Genomic DNA, 20,962 nt, shown 5'->3' with positions numbered 1-20,962 from the left:
GATGCACTGACATTGAGAATTTACATTCCGAATGCTATCTTTTAGGTACGCCCGCGCGCCAGGGCTGCCTTTGGCGCATTGTGAAAAGGAGGACTGTGTCCTGTCATCGACGACAATCGTGGCGCAAGCCGCAGATCAAGGCCGGGGTTTTGCGGCCATGACTCAGAGCGAACCGAACGCAGAGACGCTTCTCGCGGCGGTGCTCGAAATTCTCTCCGACAACAAGGCCGAAGACGTTGTGCAGATCGATCTGCGCGGCAAGACGGCTGTTTGCGATTACATGGTCATTGCGTCTGGCCGGTCGTCGCGGCAGGTCGCGGCCCTGTCGGAAAAGCTGGCAGACGGACTCAAACAGGATTTCGGCGTTCTCTCGACGCTGGAAGGCAAAGAGACCGGCGACTGGGTGCTGATCGATGCGGGCGACATTGTCGTTCACGTCTTCCGCCCCGAAGTGCGCGAATTCTACCAGCTTGAAAAGATGTGGGCTCCGGTCGCGGCCGCACAGGCCTGATCCGTGCGCGTACATCTCTGCGTTGTTGGCCGGCTCCGCAAGGGGCCGGAAAAGACGCTGATTGACGATTATCTCACACGTTTCGACCGGACGGGCCGGGCGCACGGCCTTGGCCCGGCGCAGGTGATCGAGGTCGAAGACCGCAAGGGCGGCGGCATGCCCGCCGAGGCCGCTCTGCTGCGGCGCGCCCTGCCCTCTGGCGCGCGGCTGTGCACGCTGGATGAACGCGGCCAGATGTGGAGCTCACCCGAATTCGCCGACAAGCTGGCGAACTGGCGTGATACTGGTACGCAGGATCTGGCCTTTGTGATCGGCGGGGCGGACGGCATCAACCCCACGTTGCGCGCCGAAGCGCAGGCCAGCCTGTCCTTCGGGCCAATGGTCTGGCCGCATATGATGGTCCGGGTGATGCTGTCCGAACAACTGTACCGCGCCGCCTCTATCCTTGCGGGCGCGCCCTACCACAGGGTGTAAGCGCACCGCGCAAAGGTCAGCTATAGGCGATCCAGAGCAGGACAACGCCAAGGACGACGCGGTAGATCACATAAGGCGTAAAGCTGACAGAGCGCAGCAGCCGCATCATCAACCACAGCGCCCCCAAGGCCGAGATAAAGGCAAAACCGGCAGCGATGGCCCCGTCACGGGCGGCAGCGGCATCGGCGGTGGTGGCAACCTCCAACCCCAACAGCGTCCCCGAGGCAAGGATCGTCGGGATCGACATCAGCATCGCCAGCTTGGCCCCGTCGTGCCGGTTGTACCCCAGATGCCGCGCCGCCGTGATGGTGATGCCTGACCGCGAGGTGCCGGGAATCAGCGCAATCGCCTGCCACAGCCCCATGATCATCGCGTCCTGCAGGGACCAGTCGCCTTCATCCTTGGTCTGCGCGCCCTTCATGTCCGCCCAGTACAGGACAAGACCGAAGATCAGCATGGTCCAGCCGATCACCGCAATCGACCGCATGGCATCGTCCAGACCGGTGACTTTCAGCAGCAGCCCGAAGACAATCACCGGGATCGTGGCCATCAGCAGCAGAAAGGCAAGCTTGGCGCCCGGGGTGTCCATGCGCCCGGTGGCAAGCCGCATGGTGCCGATGGCAGCCCCCCGCACGTCCGACCAGAAGTAGAGCACGACGGCCAAGAGCGTGCCCACATGCACGGCCACGTCGATCACCTGTCCCTGGTCTTCCATCCCGGTCAGATTCGGCAGGAGAATCAGGTGCCCCGAGGAGGAAATCGGAAGAAACTCGGTAACGCCTTGGATTAAGGCCAGAATCAGAAGCTGGGTCAGGGGCATGTCGTGGCACCGTTTGGGAACTCGTCCCCCGGTATAACCCCTTGTTTCTCCGACGAAAGCGGCAATTTAGGCCCATATCGGACCTTGTTTTCAGATTTTTGTGCTCAATCAGCAGCTTTCGCAGCGGAAAATCGAAAAGTAGGTCAGTGTTTCTGACTTTTAATCCCCCCAGCACTTCTGTAATGAAGCGTCGAGCTGAGATTTACCCGCGAAAGGTTGTGGAATGGCCAAACAGCCGATGCTGAAGTTTGTCACCGTGGAACGCGAAATGCCACAGAAACGTGGTGCGGAGCAGCGTAAGACGGACTTCGACGAAATTTATGCTGAATATGCAGACGCGAAGGCCAAGGAGCAGTCAGCGCGCTGCAGCCAATGTGGCGTTCCCTACTGCCAATCGCATTGCCCGCTGCACAACAATATCCCCGACTGGCTGCGCCTGACGGCGACGGGCCGGCTGCAGGAGGCCTATGAGATCAGCCAGGCCACCAATACCTTCCCCGAGATCTGCGGCCGCATCTGCCCGCAGGACCGGCTGTGCGAAGGCAACTGCGTAATCGAACAGTCGGGCCACGGCACCGTGACCATCGGATCGGTGGAGAAATACATCACCGATACCGCGTGGGAAAAGGGCTGGGTGCAGCCGATCAAACCGGTGCAAGAGCGCAAGGAAAGCGTCGGCATCATCGGTGCGGGCCCCGGCGGACTGGCGGCGGCAGACATGCTGCGCCGCGCCGGTGTGCAGGTCACGGTCTATGACCGCCATGACCGCTCCGGCGGGCTGCTGACCTACGGCATCCCCGGCTTCAAGCTGGAAAAAGACATCGTCATGCGGCGCAACGAGCAGCTTGAACAGGGCGGCGTGCGCTTTGTCATGAATTGCAACGTGGGCGGCGACATTTCTTTCGAAGAGATCCGCGCCCAGCATGACGCGGTGATCATCGCAACCGGCGTCTACAAGTCGCGTGATCTGGGCGGCGCCGGGTCGGGCGCCACGGGCATCGTCAAGGCCATCGACTATCTGACCGCCTCCAACCGCGTGTCCAACTTTGGCGACACCGTCGCCGAGTTTGAAAGCGGCGAGTTGAATGCCAAGGACAAGAAGGTTGTCGTGATCGGCGGTGGCGATACCGCAATGGACTGCGTGCGCACCGCCGTTCGGCAGGGGGCCACCAGCGTCAAATGCCTCTATCGCCGCGACCGCGCCAACATGCCGGGATCCCAGCGGGAAACCCAGAACGCCGAGGAAGAAGGCGTGATCTTCGAATGGCTGACCGCGCCCAAAGGCTTCAAGGGCGAACCGGTCAACGCAGTGATCGTCGAAAAGATGCGTCTTGGCGCACCGGACGCATCCGGCCGCCAGAGCCCCGAAGTCATCGAAGGGTCGGACTACGACGAACCCGCCGATCTTGTGATCAAGGCGCTGGGATTCGAGCCCGAAGCCCTGCCGACGCTCTGGGGCTGCCCGGAACTGGAAGTCACCCGCTGGGGCACCATCAAGGCGGAATTCACCTCCGGCCGCACCAACCTGCCGGGCGTCTATGCCATCGGCGACATCGTGCGCGGCGCAAGCCTTGTGGTCTGGGCGATCCGCGACGGGCGCGATTGCGTCGAGGCGCTGATGGCGGACCTTAATGGCAAGGCGGCCGTCGCAGCAGAGTAATGCGGTCTTGTTCAAATCGTGCGCCTGCCGGCCCAAATCCGGCCAGTCGCACAAGGTGACACCCTCTTGTTGACCATTCGCGGCGCGCAGCGTGGCAAGGTTGGCATGGGGGACTCAGGGGAATGAAGGGTTGATGGAAGGAAAAGCTGTCATGCCGATGCGCGCCGGGCTGTTTGCCCTGACGTCGCTGATCTGTGCCGCGCCCGTCGCGGCGCAGTCCCCCGGCCTGTTCACCCCGCCCGAGGGATGCCAGATCTATCTGACGGTGCAGTCGCAGGCCTGCTCTGTGACCAACCATTTCGTCTGCCCGCAGATCGACCCGGATCACAAGTTCCGCACCGATTTCGGTGAGGCAGGCCCCTATTTCACCAGCCACATCGACGCCGACGCGCAATGGGTGACAAGCGGTCCGCCCGAAGACCCGCAGGAAACCCGCACCGTGGACCCGATCCCGGACCCCGGCAGCGTGGACGAGTTGATCGCCAACGGCGTCGACACCTTCGATTTCTACCAGTTCTCGGAATCCGAGGGACGCACCCGCGTCACCGGCTTTGACAAGATCCTGGGCGAAGTGGTCATCGACGGCGAACCGCTCTACCGGACGGAGTTCGAAATGACCCGCCGGGATGCAAACGGGCGCGTGTTCGAACATGTGACCGGGCAGGAATATGTCTCGGGCGTGCACAAACGCTTTTTCGCCGGATACGCGGCGGATGTGGTGGACGGCAAAGAGGTCAACGGCCGCGACCGCAGCCCGGTGGACTTCATCTACCCCGGTGAGCCGGGTTTTGGCGCGACCTATCCGCGCTATGGCTGCGAGCTGATAAGCGCCCTGCCCCATGCGGAGGACAAGGCATGAGCGTGACACCGCCCGAAGGCGCATAAGCGCCGCAACGAACACCGAGAGGGAGGGGCCAGCCCCTCGCGCTCCCCGAGGTATTTTCGGCCCAAAGAAACCAAGGCGTTTCGCGGGCCATGACGGAACAAGCCGGACCGCGACAGGCGGTCCATGACACGGAGGGCAAATGCCATGACCAAATTTGACGCAGACTGGGTCACCCGCGAGGAAGCCAAGCGTAAGTGGATGTCCGAAAACGGCATGTACCACGAAAGCGAAGAGCACGCGTCTTGCGGCGTCGGCCTCGTGGTCAACCTCGACGGCAAGCCCACGCGCAAGGTGGTCGAGGCGGGCATCACCGCGCTGAAGGCGGTCTGGCACCGAGGCGCCGTGGATGCGGACGGCAAGACCGGCGATGGCGCGGGCATCCATGTGCAGATCCCTGCCCCCTTCTTCTACGATCAGGTCGAACGCACCGGCCACACGCCGCGCCGTGACGAATTGATGGCCGTCGGTCAGGTCTTCCTGCCGCGCACAAATTTTGGCGCACAAGAGGCCTGCCGGACCATCGTCGAAACCGAAGTGCTGCGCATGGGCCATTACATTTACGGCTGGCGCCACGTCCCGGTGAAGGTCGAATGCCTCGGCGAAAAGGCCAACGCAACCCGCCCGGAGATCGAACAGATCCTGATTTCCAACGCCAAGGGTGTGGATGAGGAAACCTTTGAGCGTGAGCTTTACGTGATCCGCCGCCGTATCGAAAAGGCCGCCGCCGCAGCGGGCATCACGCAGCTGTACCTGGCCTCGCTGTCCTGCCGGTCGATCATCTACAAGGGCATGATGCTGGCCGAACAGGTCGCAGAGTTCTACCCCGACCTGCAGGATGAGCGGTTCGAAAGCGCATTCGCGATCTACCACCAGCGCTATTCGACCAACACTTTTCCGCAGTGGTGGCTGGCGCAGCCCTTCCGCATGTTGGCCCACAACGGTGAGATCAACACCCTCAAGGGCAACGTCAACTGGATGAAAAGCCATGAAATCCGGATGGCGCACGGTGCCTTCGGCGACATGGCCGATGACATCAAGCCGATCGTGCCCAACGGGTCGTCGGATTCGGCGGCGCTCGATTCCGTGTTCGAGGTGCTGGTCCGCGCCGGGCGCAACGCGCCGATGGCCAAGACGATGCTGGTGCCGGAATCCTGGTCCAAGCAGGCGGTGGAACTGCCGCAGTCTTGGCGCGACATGTATTCCTACTGCAACTCCGTGATGGAACCCTGGGACGGCCCCGCAGCGCTGGCCATGACCGATGGCCGCTGGGTTTGTGGCGGGCTGGACCGCAACGGCCTGCGCCCGATGCGCTATGTGGTGACCGGCGACGGCCTGCTGATCGCGGGCTCGGAAATCGGCATGGTGCCGACCGATGAGGCGACGGCACGCGAAAAGGGCGCGCTGGGCCCGGGCCAGATGATCGCCGTCGATATGAAAGAGGGCAAACTCTACAACGACACCCAGATCAAGAACCGTCTGGCGGCGGCGCAGCCCTTTGGCGACTGGGTCGGCAAGATCACAGAACTGGACGAACCGCTGGCCTCCGTGACAGAAAAGGCCCTGTTCGAAGGCGCGGAACTGCGCCAGCGCCAGATCGCGGCCGGGTTCACCATCGAGGAACTGGAACAGGTGCTGGCCCCGATGGCGGAGGACGGCAAGGAAATGATCGCCTCCATGGGCGACGATACGCCCTCTGCCGTTCTGTCCAAGAAGTACCGGCCGCTGAGCCACTACTTCCGCCAGAACTTCAGCCAGGTGACCAACCCGCCGATCGACAGCCTGCGTGAATTCCGGGTGATGAGCCTGAAGACGCGCTTCGGAAACCTTAAGAACGTGCTGGACGAGGACAGCAGCCAGACAGAGATCCTTGTTCTGGACACGCCCTTTGTCGGCAACGCACAGTTCGAAGAGCTGAAAACTCACTTCAACGCCCCCTGCACAGAGATCGACTGTACCTTTGCCAGCGGTCCAAACGCGCTGCGCGAGGGTCTCGCCCGTATCCGGGCCGAGGCTGAGGATGCCGTGCGCTCGGGCGCCGGGCACCTGATCCTGACCGATGAAAACTGCGGTCCGGACCGGGTGGCGATGCCGATGATCCTTGCCACCAGCGCGGTGCACAGCCACCTGACGCGGCAGGGTCTGCGGACCTTCTGCTCGCTCAGCGTGCGGTCGGCGGAATGCATCGACCCGCATTACTTTGCGGTTCTGATCAGCGCGGGCGCAACCGTGGTGAACGCCTATCTGGCAGAGGACAGCCTTGCCGACCGTATCAAGCGCGGCCTGCTGGACATGACCCTGACAGAGGCCACCGCGAAATACCGCGAAGCCATCGATCAGGGCCTGCTCAAGATCATGTCCAAGATGGGCATCTCGGTCATCTCCTCCTATCGCGGCGGTCTCAACTTCGAGGCCGTGGGCCTGAGCCGTGCGATGTGCGCCGAATACTTCCCCGGCATGATTTCCCGGATCTCGGGCATCGGGGTCAGCGGCATCCAGAAAAAGGCCGAAGAGGTCCATGCGCTGGGCTTCAAGTCGGGCCGCGACGTGCTGCCCATCGGCGGTTTCTACAAGGCGCGCAAATCCGGTGAGACGCACGCATGGGGCGCACAGAACATGCACCTCTTGCAGGCCGCCTGTGACCGCGCCTCTTACGAGATGTGGAAGCAGTATTCCAAGGCGATGCAGTCCAACCCGCCGATCCACCTGCGCGACCTGCTGGCGATCAAGCCGCTGGGCGGACCGATTGCGATCGAAGAGGTGGAAAGCATCACCTCGATCCGCAAGCGCTTCGTGACCCCGGGCATGTCGTTGGGCGCGCTCAGCCCTGAGGCGCACAAGACGCTGAACGTCGCCATGAACCGCATCGGTGCGAAATCCGACAGCGGTGAGGGCGGTGAGGATCCGGCGCATTTCGTGCCCGAACCCAATGGCGACAACCCCTCGGCCAAGATCAAGCAGGTGGCCTCAGGCCGTTTCGGCGTCACCGCCGAATACCTGAACCATTGCGAAGAGCTTGAGATCAAGGTCGCGCAGGGCGCCAAGCCCGGCGAAGGTGGTCAGTTGCCCGGCATGAAGGTCACCGACCTGATTGCCCGCCTGCGGCACTCGACCAAGGGCGTGACGCTGATCTCTCCCCCGCCGCACCACGACATCTACTCGATCGAGGACCTGGCGCAGCTGATCTACGACCTCAAGCAGATCAACCCGCGCTGCAAGGTGACGGTCAAGCTGGTGGCCTCCTCCGGCGTCGGCACTATCGCGGCCGGTGTGGCCAAGGCCGAGGCCGACGTGATCCTGATCTCGGGCCACAACGGCGGCACCGGCGCCTCTCCCGCGACCTCGATCAAATACGCGGGTCTGCCGTGGGAAATGGGCCTGACCGAGGCGCATCAGGTGCTGGCGATGAACAACCTGCGCGACCGGATCACGCTGCGCACGGACGGCGGTCTGCGCACCGGACGCGATATCGTCATGGCCGCGATGCTGGGGGCCGAGGAATACGGCATCGGCACCGCAGCACTGATCGCCATGGGCTGCATCATGGTCCGCCAGTGCCAGTCGAACACCTGCCCGGTGGGCGTCTGCACGCAGGACGAATCCCTGCGCGCCAAGTTCACGGGCAATGCCGACAAGGTGGTGAACCTGATCACCTTCTACGCACAGGAAGTGCGCGAGATCCTCGCATCCATCGGGGCGCGCAGCCTTGACGATGTGATCGGTCGCGCGGACCTCTTGCATCAGGTCAGCCGCGGGGCAGAGCATCTGGACGATCTGGACCTCAACCCGCTGCTGATCCGCGTCGATGGCTCTGACGATATCGTCTATAACCGCGACAAGCCGCGGAACCCGGTGCGCGACACGCTGGATGCAGAAATCGTCCGCGATGCGGCGCGCTTCCTGCAGGATGGCGAAAAGATGCAGCTGTCCTATGCCGTGATGAACACGCACCGCACCGTGGGCACTCGCGTCAGCAGCCATATCGTCAGCAAGTTCGGCATGCGCAACGCGCTGCAGCACAACCACCTCCACGTCAAGCTGACCGGCTCTGCCGGGCAGTCGCTGGGGGCCTTCGCGGCGCCGGGGCTGAAACTGGAGGTGTCCGGCGATGCCAACGACTATGTCGGCAAGGGCCTGTCGGGCGGGCTGATCGTCGTGCGTCCGCCGCTGGTCTCGCCGCTGATCGCGGCCGAGAACACCATCATCGGCAACACGGTGCTGTACGGGGCCACGGACGGCTACCTGTTCGCCGCCGGCCGCGCCGGTGAACGGTTCGCGGTGCGCAACTCCGGCGCATCCGTGGTGGTCGAGGGCTGCGGCTCCAACGGGTGTGAATACATGACCGGCGGCATCGCGGTGATCCTTGGCAGCATCGGCGCGAACTTTGGTGCCGGGATGACCGGCGGCATGGCCTACATCTATGATCCCGAAGGCGCCGCCCCGGACATGATGAACATGGAAAGCCTCGTGATCTGCCCGGTGACGGTGACTGCCTGGGAAGACCAACTGAAAGGCCTGATCGAACGCCACGCCGAGGAAACCGGCAGCCGCAAGGCACTGGATATCCTGCAGAACTGGGATCTGGAGAGGGGCAACTTCCTGCAGGTCTGCCCGATCGAGATGCTGGACAAGATCCCGCATCCGCTGGGCATCGAGGGCGATCTGGCCGTTCCGGCAGAGTAGACCTCGCGCGACAGACCAAGGAAAGGCCCGGTTTCACGACCGGGCCTTTTGCGTTATTGCGGGCCGCCCCGCGCGTCAGGTCATCTCGGCGACGCCAACGACGTAGTTCTTACCGTAGGCTTTCGCGCATTTCGGACAGGTCGTGTAAAAGAACCAGATCTCGCCCGGCTCCCGTCCCTTCTCGCGCACCAGTTCCTGCATCCGGCTGTACCAGTTGCGCGCCTTCCGGTAGGGGCCTTCGAACACCTTGGTGATGAAATCGCCGGACAGCGTGGTCATCGCCTCGTTTTCGACGGGTTTGCTGGCCGAGAACAGGTGCTGGCCGTGCCATGGAGAGGTATCGCGGCTCAGCACGATGAGGTCATCAGGGTCTTGCGCGCCCGCCTCTTCCATGTGGGTCTGAACGCGGGTGAATACCCGGCCCATATTTAGCGGAACATGCATGACCGACATGGTATCGGCCCGCAGGAACAGCTTGTCGCGAAAGTGCAATTCCTGCGCGTCCCATCCTTCGGGGTTGAACTTTGGGCAGCATCCGGTGGTATTCACGCTCATGTCATAGTGCGGAACGGTATTGGTCTCCATCGTCGCCCTCCTTCCCATGATACGGGGCAACTGTGGCATCGACGTCTGCGCGGTGACATGATTTGGGTCAATGCCGGTCCGGACCGCCCGTTTTCGCGTGGGTTTCCGGTCAGAGGCGGTGTAGAAAAACGGCCATGGCGAAACAGGCAAAACCCCGAAAGAAGAAGACCCGGCAAAAGCGGCAGTTCCGCCCGCTGGCCTTTCTGCGCCGGTGGGTGCTGCGATTTGCATTGGGGGCGGTCATGCTGGTTCTCTTCGCGGTGGTGCTGTTCCGGGTGGTGGACCCGCCCACGACCCACACCATCTGGACCGAGGCGCGGCGGCTGGGACAGGTCGAACGCCAATGGGTGGATGCCGATCGCATCGCGCCGGTGATGCTGCGCTCCGTCGTTGCGGCGGAGGATGCCAATTTCTGCACCCACTGGGGCTTTGACATGGACGCGATCCGCGCCGCCATCGAACAAGGCGCCCGGCGCGGCGGCAGCACCATCAGCCAGCAGGTGGTCAAGAACGTCTACCTCTGGCAGGCGCGCAGCTATACCCGCAAGGCGCTGGAGGCACTGATGACGCCGCTGGTCGAGGCGATCTGGCCCAAGCGGCGCATCCTTGAGGTCTACCTTAACGTCGCCGAATTCGACGAGGGCGTCTTTGGCGTCCATGCCGCCGCCCGCCACTATTTCGGCGTGGCCCCGGACCGGTTGAGCGCGCGGCAGGCGGCGCTGCTGGCCTCTGTCCTGCCCAACCCGAAGGTCCGCGAGGCGAACAAGCCCAGCGCCACCCTGAACCGTCGGGCGGCCTCGATCATGGACGGGGCGGCGCTGATCGACACCGACGGGCGCGCAGCCTGTTTCCAGTAGGACTTTCGGATCAGGAAAAAGCCGGGGAGGTGGCCCCGGCTTTTCCGTGTTGCGCGGATCGCGGGATCACCAGTCGATCTTGATCCCGTGCTCCAGCTTGACCTCCTGCATGACGGGCATCGACAGGCGGCTGACCACCGAACCCATCCCGTTCAGGATCATCTGTTCCCGCGACAGGTTGAAGGTCAGGCTCTGCGTGTCGTCCGTCGCCTCGACGTCCACCTCGAAGCCAAAGGTCAGCCCGCTGGCGGCATTGGTCCGCTCCCAGGCAAAGCCAAGGCCCACGCCGCATTCCGCATCGCTGTCATACGACGAAAACTCGCAGAGGAAGCGGGGCGTAACAGAGGTGCGCATCATCGCGGCCAGTGCCTCGGACCCGCCCGGTGCGGCAAGGCTTTCAAAGGTGACCTCCGCCGTGACCCGCGCCCCGCTGAAATCATCAAGGTCGATCACGCCGGTATGGGTCAGGCCCAACTGCCGGGCGGTCACATCCGCATCCCCGGCCTTGGCATAGGCCAGATCAACGGCAACGCGCGGTTTCATCACGAAATTCTCGTAGGCGCGTTGGCCAGAGATCCCCAGCCCGCCGAAGCCCGCCAGATAGGTGTAATCGCCGCGCGCGTTGATCGGCGCGCGGGCCGCGTCAAAGTCGATGTCAAAGGCATGACGCCCCGCCGCCGCCGCAAGATAGTAGTCGAGGAACAGCCCGCCGCTGAAGGCGCGCGCGCCATAAAGACCGCCGTTCATACCAAAGCCGTCGATGGTGCCATCACCCAGCCCGCTGACATCCGTGCGGCTGAAATAGGCGCCAAGGAAATAACCAGCCAGTGCGTCGTCCGACAGGAATTTCTCCCGTTGAAAGGCCATCTGGATCAGCGCCTGCAGGCCCGTGTCCTCGGTCTTGTTGAGGGTAAAGCTGCCGTCGATGATCTCACGCGTGTCTGTGGCGCAGTTGTAGACATCGCGACCAAAGGTGCCGTTGGCCGCTCCGGTGGCGTCCTGAATTTCAACGCTGCCGTCGACGTCAAACCCCTGCAGCACGCCGCAGGGCAGATCCCGACCGGCCTGCAGACGCTGCAAGGCGCCCTTGGCCATGCGGTTGAAGTTCTTCTGCTGGGTCTCGATGGTCTTTTCCAGATCCTCTTCGAGGATGGTGGTCAGCGGTTCGCGGATCTGGTCGACAAGGTCGTCCGTCACCGTCACCGTGGCCAGCGCCAGCGGCGCACCGTTGAACCCGGGATCGGCAGAGGCCACCGTTGCCGTCGGCTGACAGCTGTGGGTGCCTTCGACCTTGTCATCGTCGATGGCCCGGATCGTCAGCGCCTGCGGGACGGTGTAATCCGCCCCGGTAAAGGTCATCGTCGCCGGTGAGACGGTACATTGGCTGTCCCCGGCAAAGCTGAGCGTGACCGGCGCAGACGGCACCCCAAGCAGGGCAAAGGTCATCGTCGCGTCGTCATTGCCGCCTTCGCTGGTGACAAGGTCCACATTGGTCACCGCGATGCCCGCGAAATCGTCATCGGCGATGGTGGCCGTGCCGGTCAGCGTGCCGCCCAGAACGGTGGTCAGGTCGCCCGTCACCCCGGTCAGGGTGATCTCGACCGTTTCCGGCCCTTCGATGTCGCCATCCTCCAGCACCGGCACCGTGATCGTTACAGAGGTGCTGCCCGCCGGGATCGTCGCCGTGCCGGAAAGCGCGGTGAAATCGGTGCCCGCAGTGGCGCTGCCGCCGACGCTGTAGGTGATCACCGTATCCACCGTGGACACCCGCGCCTGGCTGATGGTCAGGGTGGCATCGGTGGGGGCGCCGCCATTTGCCTCTGCTCCCCCGGTGCTTGCCGACACGGTCACCGCGTTCTCGGCGCATTGCTCCATGGGAAAGTTGTTGGCCATGACAAAGGGATCACCCGGCTCGATGGCAAAGCTGGTATGGAACACCGGGTTCGCCGCCAGAGAGGGATCGGCCAAAAAGCCGGTCGCCCCCACCTCGGACGAGCCGAGGAAGGCCGGGTTCGCGGGCAAGAGCGACGTCATGTCCAGCGTGCCTGCGGGCAGGCGCGTCGTGCTGGGGATACCCACGGCGGTCGGATAGGTGACCGACATGGTAAAGGTGCCGGGCACCAGCGCGAACCACTGCATTTCCCCGGTCGATCCGTCACGCGTGATATTGATCCCGTTCGAGATGCCCAATGCCGCATTGCTGCCCAAGGGGCCGGAGACGCTGAACGATCCGCCGGGAATGATGCGGCCGTCGGCCTCGCAGTAGAAATAGCCCTGCGGGTCGAAATCTTCATCGTCGGGGATGCCGTCGCCGTCCCGGTCGCCGCTGCCTTCCAGCAGGTCGGCAATCCCGTCGCCATCCGCATCGGGCAGCGGGCTTGGGTTCGGAACGCCGGTCAGGTCGGCGGTGACCTCGATCGGCCCCTCGCCCGCTGCCGGGTTGCCCGAGGCATCGACGGCAGAGGCGGCCAGCAGCTCGATGCTCACCGGACCGTCATGATCCGGCGTCACGGTAAAGCTGTAGGTCGTGCCGCTGCCCGTCAGCGCAGAGGCGGTGCCGTTGTCGATATCCAGCGCGGTCAGCGCAAGGCCGGTGACGGCTTCGGAATAGACCAGATCGACGGTAAAAGCGCCGGATTGCGCGGCGCTTGGGCCGGTCAGCGTGGCCGTGGGCGCATCCGCGTCCTTGGTCGCCGTATCCGTCGCATCCACACCGGTGTTGCCCGCCGCATCCGTCAGCGCCACGGTCAGTGTCAGCGTGCCATCGGTCAGGCCGGACAGGTCCAGACCGGTGATCGTGTCGGTCGCCGTGGCGATGGTGCCCGTGCCGGTGACAGGCGTACCGCCCCCGTCCGAGGTGATGGTGAAGGCATAGCCCGCCCCCACCTCGGCCCCGGCAAAGGTAAAGCTTACCGCCGTCTCGTTGCCCATATTGACCGGGTCCTGATCGAAACCGGCGCTGTAGCCCGCCGGCGCCGTGGTATCCAGCGCAGCACCTGCGGTGGCCTGCGGGGCCGCGTTGCCCGCTGCGTCCGAGGCATCGGCGGTGATCGACAGCGCGCCATCGGTAAGGCCCGACAGGTCCAGCGTAATGGACCAGATGCCGCCGGTCACAGCCGTGGTATCGGTGACGCTGCCCGCCGCACCGTCAGAGACAGTGATCGTCACCACCGCCCCGTCTGAAAGGTCGGTGGAGGTGCCGGAAATCACTGTTGCCGGGGCCTCCGCCGCATTGACCACATCGTCGCCCTCTATGGGCGCATCGATGGCCAGCGTCGGCGCTGTGGCGTCCTTGGTCGCCGTATCTGTCGCATCCGCCCCGGTGTTGCCCGCCACATCCGTCAGCGCAACGGTCAGCGTCAGTGTGCCATCCAACAGGCCCGACAGGTCCAGACCGGTGATCGCATCCGCAGCCGTCGCAATGGTCCCCGTGCCGGTCACCGGCGTGCCGCCCCCGTCCGAGGTGATGGTATAGGCATAGCCCGCCCCAACCTCGGCCCCGGCAAAGGTAAAGCCCGCCGCCGTCTCATTGCCGATATTGACCGGATCCTGGTCAAAACTCACGCTGTAGCCTGCGGGCGCGGCTGTATCCAGCACAGCACTCGCCGTGGCTTGTGGCGCGGGGTTGCCCGCCGCGTCCGCCGCATCTGCGGTGACGCTCAACGCACCGTCCGTCAGTGCCGAAAGGTCCAGCGTGACGGTCCATAGGCCGCCGCTGATCGTGGTGGTGTCCGCCACGCTGCCCGCCGCTCCATCGGCGACAGCCACGCTCACGACGGTGCCGTCGGCCAGATCGCCCGAGGTGCCGGAAATCACCGTTGCCGGGGCCTCCGCCGCATTGACCACATCGTCGTCCTCGATGGGCGCATCGATGGCCAGCGTCGGCGCTGTGGCGTCCTTGACTGCAGTATCTGTCGCATCCGCCCCGGTGTTGCCCGCCACATCCGTCAGCGCAACGGTCAGCGTCAGCGTGCCATCCGACAGGCCCGACAGGTCCAGACCAGTGATCGCATCCGCAGCCGTTGCAATGGTCCCCGTGCCGGTCACGGGCGTGCCGCCCCCATCCGAGGTGATGGTATAGGCATAGCCCGTCCCCACCTCGGCCCCGGCAAAGGTAAAGCCCGCCGCCGTCTCATTGCCCAGGTTCACCGGGTCCTGATCGAAGGCCACGGTATAGCCTGCGGGCGCGGTGGCGTCCTTGGTCGTGGTGTCGGTGGCATCCGGCCCGGTGTTCAGCGCGGCATCCGTCAGCGTAGCGGTCAGCGTCAGCGTACCATCGCCAAGACCCGATACATCGATCCCCGCAATTGTGTCCGTCGCCGTTGCGATGGTCCCGGTGCCGGTGACTGGCGTGCCGCCGCCGTCCGAACTGATCGAGAAATCATAGGTGCTGCCCACTTCGGCCCCGGCAAAGGTAAAGCTGACCGCGCCCTGATTGCCCCCGTTCACCGGGTCCTGATCAAAGCTGGCCAGATAACTCGACGGCGCGGTCACATCCAGACCGGTGCCGCTGACCGTAAAGGAATAGGGGTTTTCGTCGACGTCGTTGTTGCGCAGCGAGACGTCAAAGCTGAAGGCCCCCGCCGCATCCGGCGTATAGGGCACCGTGAAGGTGGTGCTGGCCCCGGGCGCCACCGTGGTCACAACAGGGCCGATCACGGTCCCGATGGTCACGTTGCTCTGCCCGGTGATCACCGGCACGGGGTCCACCGACAGCGCCGAGGTGCCCGTATTGGTGACGGTCACGACAAGCGCGATGGCCGTGGTCGCGGCCGGCTGATCGCCCTGCGGCAGGGTGCCGCCATTCGCCACCGCGCCGCCGATTGATCCGCTCAGGCCGATTTCGGGGGTCAGGACCGTCAGGTCATCCGCCGCCGTCCCGCTGGAGCCCAGCGAACTGGTCAGCGCGCCGCTGGTGTTGCTGAAGGTCCCCGCCGCCGAGGGCGTGACATCGACAGAGACGGTACAGGTGGCCGAGGCCGCAACATCGCCGCCCGTGTAGGCGATGCTGCCGCTGCCCGCGGCGGCGGTCAGCGTGCCACCGGTACAGGTGGTGCTGGCATTGGGCGTCGCGGCAACCACCATCCCCGCAGGCAGCGGATCGGTGAAATCAAGTGCGGTCGCGGCCAAAATCGAACCGCTGTTGTCGACCGTGAAGGTCAGCACCGAGGACTGGCCCAGCAATATGCTGTCCGGGGCAAAGACCTTGGCAAAGCCGGGCTGCGGCACAACCGTGATGCTGTCGGTCGCGGTGCCCGAATTGCCCAGCGATGAGGTCAGATCACCGCTCAGGTTGGTGTGGCTGCCCGTGGCCGCGCCGATCACATCGGCCTGCACGGTACAGGTCGCCCCGGCGGCGACGCTGCCGCCGCTGTAGCTGATGCTGCCGGACCCGGCGGTGGCGGTCAGCGTGCCGCCGGTACAGGTGCTGCTGGCGGCAGGGGTCGCCGCCACTTGCAGACCTGCGGGCAGGCTGTCGGTGAAATTCAGCGCCGTTGCGGCGGTGACAGAACCGCTGTTGTTTACGGTAAAGGTCAGCGTGGTCGCAAAGCCCTGCGCGATGGCTGCATCGGCAAAGGATTTGGCAAAGCCGGGCTGCGGCACGACGGTCATCGTCGCGCTGGCCGTGCCGGAGTTGCCAAGGGAGGAGGTCAGATCGCCGCTGGTATTGGCCAGTGCGCCGGTCGCGGTCGAGGTCACATCCACGGTCAGTTGACAGGTCCCGCCCGCAGCGATACCGCCGCCGCTCAGGCTGACCGCGCCGCCGCCTGCCGTGGCGGTCAGGGTGCCGCCGCAGGTGTTGGAGGTGCTGGCAGGGGTCGCGACCTGCATGCCTGCAGGCAGGCTGTCGGTAAAGGCCAGCGCGGAAACCGCGATGGACGAACCGGAATTGTCGATGTCAAAGGTCAGCGTCGACACCTGCCCCAGCCCCAGCGGATTGGGCGCAAAGGACTTGGCAAAGCCCGGCTGCGGCACCACGCTCAACGAAGCGGTGGCGGTGCCGGAATTGCCCAGCGAAGAGGTCAGATCGCCGGAGAGGTTGGTAAAGCCGCCGGTTGCCGTGGTGGTCACATCCACCTGCACCGTACAACTGGAAGAGGCCGCCAGCGATCCGCCGGTGTAGGAAATCACGCCCGCGCCCGCCGTGGCGGTCAGCGTCCCGCCGCTACAGGTGGTCGAGGCATTGGGGGTCGCCGCCACCACCATGTTGGTCGGCAGGGTATCGGTGAACCCCAGCGCCGTGGCCGCAAGAACGGAACCGCTGTTGTTGACGGTAAAGGTCAGCGTTGTGACCTGGTTCACCCCGATCGTCGCGGCCCCGAAGGCCTTGGCAAAGCCGGGCTGCGGCACGACGGTGATGCTGTCCGACGCGGTGCCCGAATTGCCCAGCGAGGAGGTCAGGTTCCCCGTCGTGTTGGTATGGCTGCCGGTGGCCGCGCCGACCACATCGGCCTGCACGGTACAGGCTCTCCCGGCGGCGACGCTGCCGCCGATGTAGCTGATGCTGCCGGACCCGGCGGTGGCGGTCAGCGTGCCGCCGGTACAGGTGGTGCTGACGGCAGGAATCGCCGCCACTTGCAGACCGGCGGGCAGCGTGTCGGTAAAGGACAGCGCCGACGCCGCAGCGACGGAACCGCTGTTGTCCACGGTAAAGGTCAGCGTGGTGGTAAAGCCCTGCGCGATGGTGGCATCTGTAAAGGCCTTGGCAAAGCCCGGCTGCGGCACGGCGGTGACCGTATCCGTGGCCGTCCCGGAACTGCCCAGCGAAGAGGTCAGAGCGCCGGTGGTGTTCACGAAGGTGCCCGCCGTGGTGGCAACCACGGTCACGGACACATCACAGCTTGCCCCGGCGGGGATCGTCGCCCCCGCGTAGGAAAAGCTGTTGCTGCCCACGGTGACCGTGGGCGCGGGGATCGGCGCAGAACAGCTGGTCGAAACGCCCGCCGCCAGTTCCAGACCCACAGGCAGGGTGTCCGTGAAGGCGACCGAAGCGGCCGGCAGGATCGACCCGGTGTTGTCGATGGTGAACACAAGGGTCTGGTTCTGGCCGACCGGCACGATGCTGCTGGCAAAGGCCTTGGAGAATGTCGGCGCGGGCTGGATCGCGATGGTATCGCTCACCGCCGCCTTGGTGGCGATGCCGCCGACGAACAGCTGGCTGGTGGTGTTGGTATAGGTGCCCACGGCCGCAGCAGCGGGCACAAGCACCGTCGCCGTCAGCGTACAGGTGTCCCCCGCCGCGATATTGCCCCCCGAGAAAGTCAGGAAAGAGCTCCCGGCAAAGCTGCCGCCGCCACAACCGGCGCTGGCCGTATGGCCGCCCGCAACGGTGCCCGCCAGCATCGCGCCCAGATTGTCGGTAAATCCGACGTCCGAAGCCGTGGCCGTGGGACTGCTGTTGGCGATCGTGATCGTCAGCGTCGTCGCCGCGCCCGCGGGCAGGGCGTTGTCGGCAAAGGACTTGCTGAACGCCAGATCGATATTCGGGGTGACCGTGATCGTGTCCGAGGCCGCCCCACTGGACACCGAAACGCCGCCCACATCGCCGCTCACGTCGCTGGTGGTGTTGGTCACATCGCCCGCCGGGGCAGAGCCCGGGATCAGCAGGGTTGCAGTGACCGTACAGGTGGCTCCGGGGGTCAGCGTCCCGCTGGTCAACCGCAGAACCGTCGTCGAACTGGTCGCCGTGCTGCCGCAGGTGGCAGAGGCCGCACTCAGCGTCGCGCCGCTCAGCATCGCGCCGATGTCGTCGGTAAATGCCACGTCCGTCACCGTTTCGGTGGCCGAGGTGTTGGTGACATCGATGCTGATGCCAACGGTATCGCCCGCGGTGACGCTCGCCGCCGCAAAGGACTTGGTCATCGACAGCAGGTCACTGTCCACGGTCAGGATCGCCGTGGCGCCGACCGACACGGAGGCCGGACCAACGGTGCCGGTGGTCGAGGCCGTGACCCCATAGGTTCCGTCCGCCGCCCCGCCGGGCACGCGCACCGGCACCGTAAAGGAACAGGACGCCCCCCCGGCCACAGTGCCGCCGGCCATGATCAGAAAGTTCGGCCCGGACAGCGAACTGCCCGCGCCACAGGGGTTGGTGGGCAGCGGTGCCTCGGCGGCAAGCCCCGCCAAGGCCGCGTTCAGAGAGCTTGTCAGAAGGATCCCGGTCGCGTCGCCGGTGCCCGGCGCGTTGGGGTTCGTGATGGTGACGTCCAGCCCGATCAGGTCCCCGGGCAGCGCCGCTGCCGTATCGAAATCGAACGACAGGTCATAAGGCTCGACCGAACCGATAAAGATCGAATCCGACGCGGCGGGCGCGCTGGTCGCTTTGCCGCCTGCGGTGGCGCTGAGGGCAGAGGTGGTGTTTGTCACCTCTGCCGAAGGATCGCCCACACCCAATGTAACATCGATGACGATGGTACAGTCGTCGTCTTTGGCGACACTGCCTCCGGAATAGCCGAATGTGCCGGACGACAGACCGGACACGGTCCCACCGCAGCTGTCGCTGGTCAGCGCGGCAAATGTCGATCCGGTATGAAACGCGTTCAAATCATCGGTAAAGGCGACGTCGACCGCGTCGTTGACCGACTCCGACGCGCTGCTGATGGCGAAGGTCAGCGAAACCGTATCGCCGGGCGCCGCCGTGTCCTGACCAAAGACCTTGGTCAGGGTCAGGTCCGCACCGCCTTCGAACACCAGCGTATCGCTCGCCGTCGGGCCGCTGACCACGGAGACACCGTTGTTGTAGTCAAGGGCTTCGGTCGTGGTCGGTCGCGCGCCGACCGGTTCCAAAGCATCGGTCTGAAAAGTCACGTCAAAGGTACAATCCCCCCCCGCCGGAAGGGTCACATCGATGACATTGAGGAATGTCGTCCCGGAAATCTCCCGCGTGAATACAAACGATCCGCCGCCGCAGAATCCACTGCCGGGAAGGGCTGCAACCGTAGCCGAGCTGAACGACAGATCATGCAGAAATGCGACATCCGGAACAGCCACCGTCGCAGAGGCATTGGTGATGGTGTAGCGCGCGGTAAAGGTATCGCCCGGCTGGATCGGATCATCGGTAAATTCCAGCGTGAAGGCCGGTTCATCCACGGTCGAGGCAGAGATCACCAAGGTATCGCTTGCAGCGGCAGAGCTGAACGGCGTCGCCCCCATCGACCCGGTAAAGGCCGAGGTCGTGTTGGTATAGGTGCCACCGGCGGTGCCGCCGGGCACATTCACCTCAACGGAAAACGAACAATTCGTCCCCGGTGCAAGCGTGCCGCCGGAAAAGGTCAGGACAGAAGAGCCGCTCAGGCTGGACCCCGCGCCGCAGGGATCGCTGGGCAAAGAGGCCGCCACAACCGTCGCACCCGGGATCATCGTATCCAGATCGTCGGTAAAGGTCAGACCGGTGGCCGTGGTGCTGCGATCGCCGTTGGAGATGTAGAAATCCAGCGTCACGGTGCCGCCCGCATTGGCCGGATCCCCGGCAAAGAATTTTTGCAATTGAGGCGTGGCGGTCGACAGGCCGGTCACGGTCAGCGCGGCGATGCTCTTGCCCGCATTCGTCGCCACAGGGAAACTTCCGGTCAGGTTACCGGACAGCAGGACATAGTCTCCTGCTACGGTTCCCTTCAGATCCAGTGAGATATCGCAGGTCGTGTTCGCCGACGTGTTGATCTGAAAGACGGAAATCGACCCGCCGCTTGCGGTCACGATGGGCGCAGTGTCGCAGGTCGAAGTATCGATAGTCGTCGCCGGCGCCACCTCTATGCCTGCGGGCAGGCTTTCGTTGAAAGACATGAAGAAGAGAGAGCCGGGGTTTGCGCTGTTGTCGATCGTGTAGGTGACGCGCGTGGTGCCATTGATCGCGATGGAGGACGCCGACAACGACTTCGTAAAGGTCGGCGCGCTTGTCGGCGCGTTGACCGTCAGTGTCGAACTTGCGGTGCCGGAATTTCCCTGCGACGACGTCAGATCCCCGCTGGTGATGACATGGCTCCCGGCCGTGGCAGAGGTAATCTCGACCGACAGGGTACATCTGCCGAACGCGCCGACGGACAGGTCCGTCAGGCTGATCGCCGTGCCGCCGTCTGGGGCTGTCAGGGTGGCCCCCACGCAGGTCGTATCCAGCGCCGGAGAGGCGGGCGTGGCCAGCGTCACACCCGCAGGCAGGGTCGTCGTGAATGCGCCGGTTACAAAGGGTGTGGCCGCTCCGTTTTGGATATCATAGGTCAGGGTCGCAACGCCGCCCTCGGTGACGGTGCTAGGCGACAGGCTGGAACTGAAGGCCGGTTGCGCCTGCGCAGCCCCCGGGGCCAGTGCCGCGATCAACCCAAGCAGACAAAAACCAAGCACCCGCTGAATAGCCGACATGTCGAAATCCCCTCACCCCTCGTCTCCCTCGGAGGGCGCCACTCAAGATGGGCGCCTGCGCAATTCCGGAGAAACGGATATTTTCAGCTACTTGCGTAGCGAAGAGGTTTACGTGGCGAAAGCCTGCAGGGCC

At 64.5% G+C, this 20,962-nt stretch carries 9 protein-coding genes; 6 read left to right on the top strand and 3 right to left on the bottom strand.

Annotation, left to right across the window (positions count from 1 at the left end; all coding sequences use genetic code 11):
- Positions 1 to 157 precede the first annotated feature (157 nt).
- Both rsfS and rlmH read left to right on the top strand, forming a co-directional pair.
- The gene (gene rsfS, locus ACTXGA_RS07675; RefSeq protein ID WP_443392560.1) at positions 158 to 511 is read left to right on the top strand and encodes a ribosome silencing factor; all 354 of its coding nucleotides are present in this window, start codon (positions 158 to 160) and stop codon (positions 509 to 511) included.
- 3 nt (positions 512 to 514) lie between these two features.
- The gene (rlmH, locus tag ACTXGA_RS07670) at positions 515 to 985 is read left to right on the top strand and encodes a 23S rRNA (pseudouridine(1915)-N(3))-methyltransferase RlmH (protein WP_443392559.1); all 471 of its coding nucleotides are present in this window, start codon (positions 515 to 517) and stop codon (positions 983 to 985) included.
- Positions 986 to 1,001: 16 nt separating this feature from the next.
- On the opposite strand, the gene ACTXGA_RS07665 is transcribed toward rlmH, so the two are convergent.
- Entirely contained in the window at positions 1,002 to 1,805 is an 804-nt protein-coding gene (locus ACTXGA_RS07665) for an undecaprenyl-diphosphate phosphatase (RefSeq protein ID WP_443392558.1), read from the bottom strand.
- A gap of 223 nt (positions 1,806 to 2,028) precedes the next feature.
- Here ACTXGA_RS07665 and ACTXGA_RS07660 point away from each other — a divergent pair, with 223 nt between their 5' ends.
- The 3 genes from ACTXGA_RS07660 to gltB all read left to right on the top strand — a co-directional run bounded on the left by ACTXGA_RS07660 (position 2,029) and on the right by gltB (position 9,031).
- Positions 2,029 to 3,465, top strand: coding sequence for an NAD(P)-dependent oxidoreductase (locus tag ACTXGA_RS07660; RefSeq protein ID WP_443392557.1), 1,437 nt, complete (start codon positions 2,029 to 2,031; stop codon positions 3,463 to 3,465).
- 151 nt (positions 3,466 to 3,616) lie between these two features.
- The gene (locus ACTXGA_RS07655) at positions 3,617 to 4,324 is read left to right on the top strand and encodes a hypothetical protein (RefSeq protein ID WP_443392556.1); all 708 of its coding nucleotides are present in this window, start codon (positions 3,617 to 3,619) and stop codon (positions 4,322 to 4,324) included.
- Between the two features lie 171 nt (positions 4,325 to 4,495).
- Positions 4,496 to 9,031: a glutamate synthase large subunit gene (gene gltB / locus ACTXGA_RS07650; RefSeq protein WP_443392555.1), complete on the top strand. Its 4,536-nt coding sequence runs from the start codon at positions 4,496 to 4,498 to the stop codon at positions 9,029 to 9,031.
- 75 nt (positions 9,032 to 9,106) lie between these two features.
- On the opposite strand, the gene ACTXGA_RS07645 is transcribed toward gltB, so the two are convergent.
- A complete protein-coding gene (locus tag ACTXGA_RS07645) occupies positions 9,107 to 9,616 on the bottom strand; it encodes a hydrolase (protein WP_443392554.1) in 510 nt (169 codons plus the stop codon).
- Positions 9,617 to 9,750: 134 nt separating this feature from the next.
- Between ACTXGA_RS07645 and mtgA the strand changes: the two genes are divergently transcribed.
- Positions 9,751 to 10,473: a monofunctional biosynthetic peptidoglycan transglycosylase gene (mtgA, locus tag ACTXGA_RS07640; protein WP_443392553.1), complete on the top strand. Its 723-nt coding sequence runs from the start codon at positions 9,751 to 9,753 to the stop codon at positions 10,471 to 10,473.
- 66 nt (positions 10,474 to 10,539) lie between these two features.
- Here the strand turns inward: mtgA and ACTXGA_RS07635 are convergent, their stop codons facing one another.
- Positions 10,540 to 20,829: a DUF7933 domain-containing protein gene (locus tag ACTXGA_RS07635; protein WP_443392552.1), complete on the bottom strand. Its 10,290-nt coding sequence runs from the start codon at positions 20,827 to 20,829 to the stop codon at positions 10,540 to 10,542.
- Positions 20,830 to 20,962 lie beyond the last annotated feature (133 nt).

It is taken from the genome of Antarctobacter jejuensis, assembly GCF_052266595.1.
In the GTDB taxonomy this organism is placed as follows: Bacteria; Pseudomonadota; Alphaproteobacteria; order Rhodobacterales; family Rhodobacteraceae; genus Antarctobacter; species Antarctobacter jejuensis.
The sequence above is the reverse complement of the archived record's forward strand: the minus strand, read 5'-3'. Positions and strand labels throughout refer to the sequence as shown.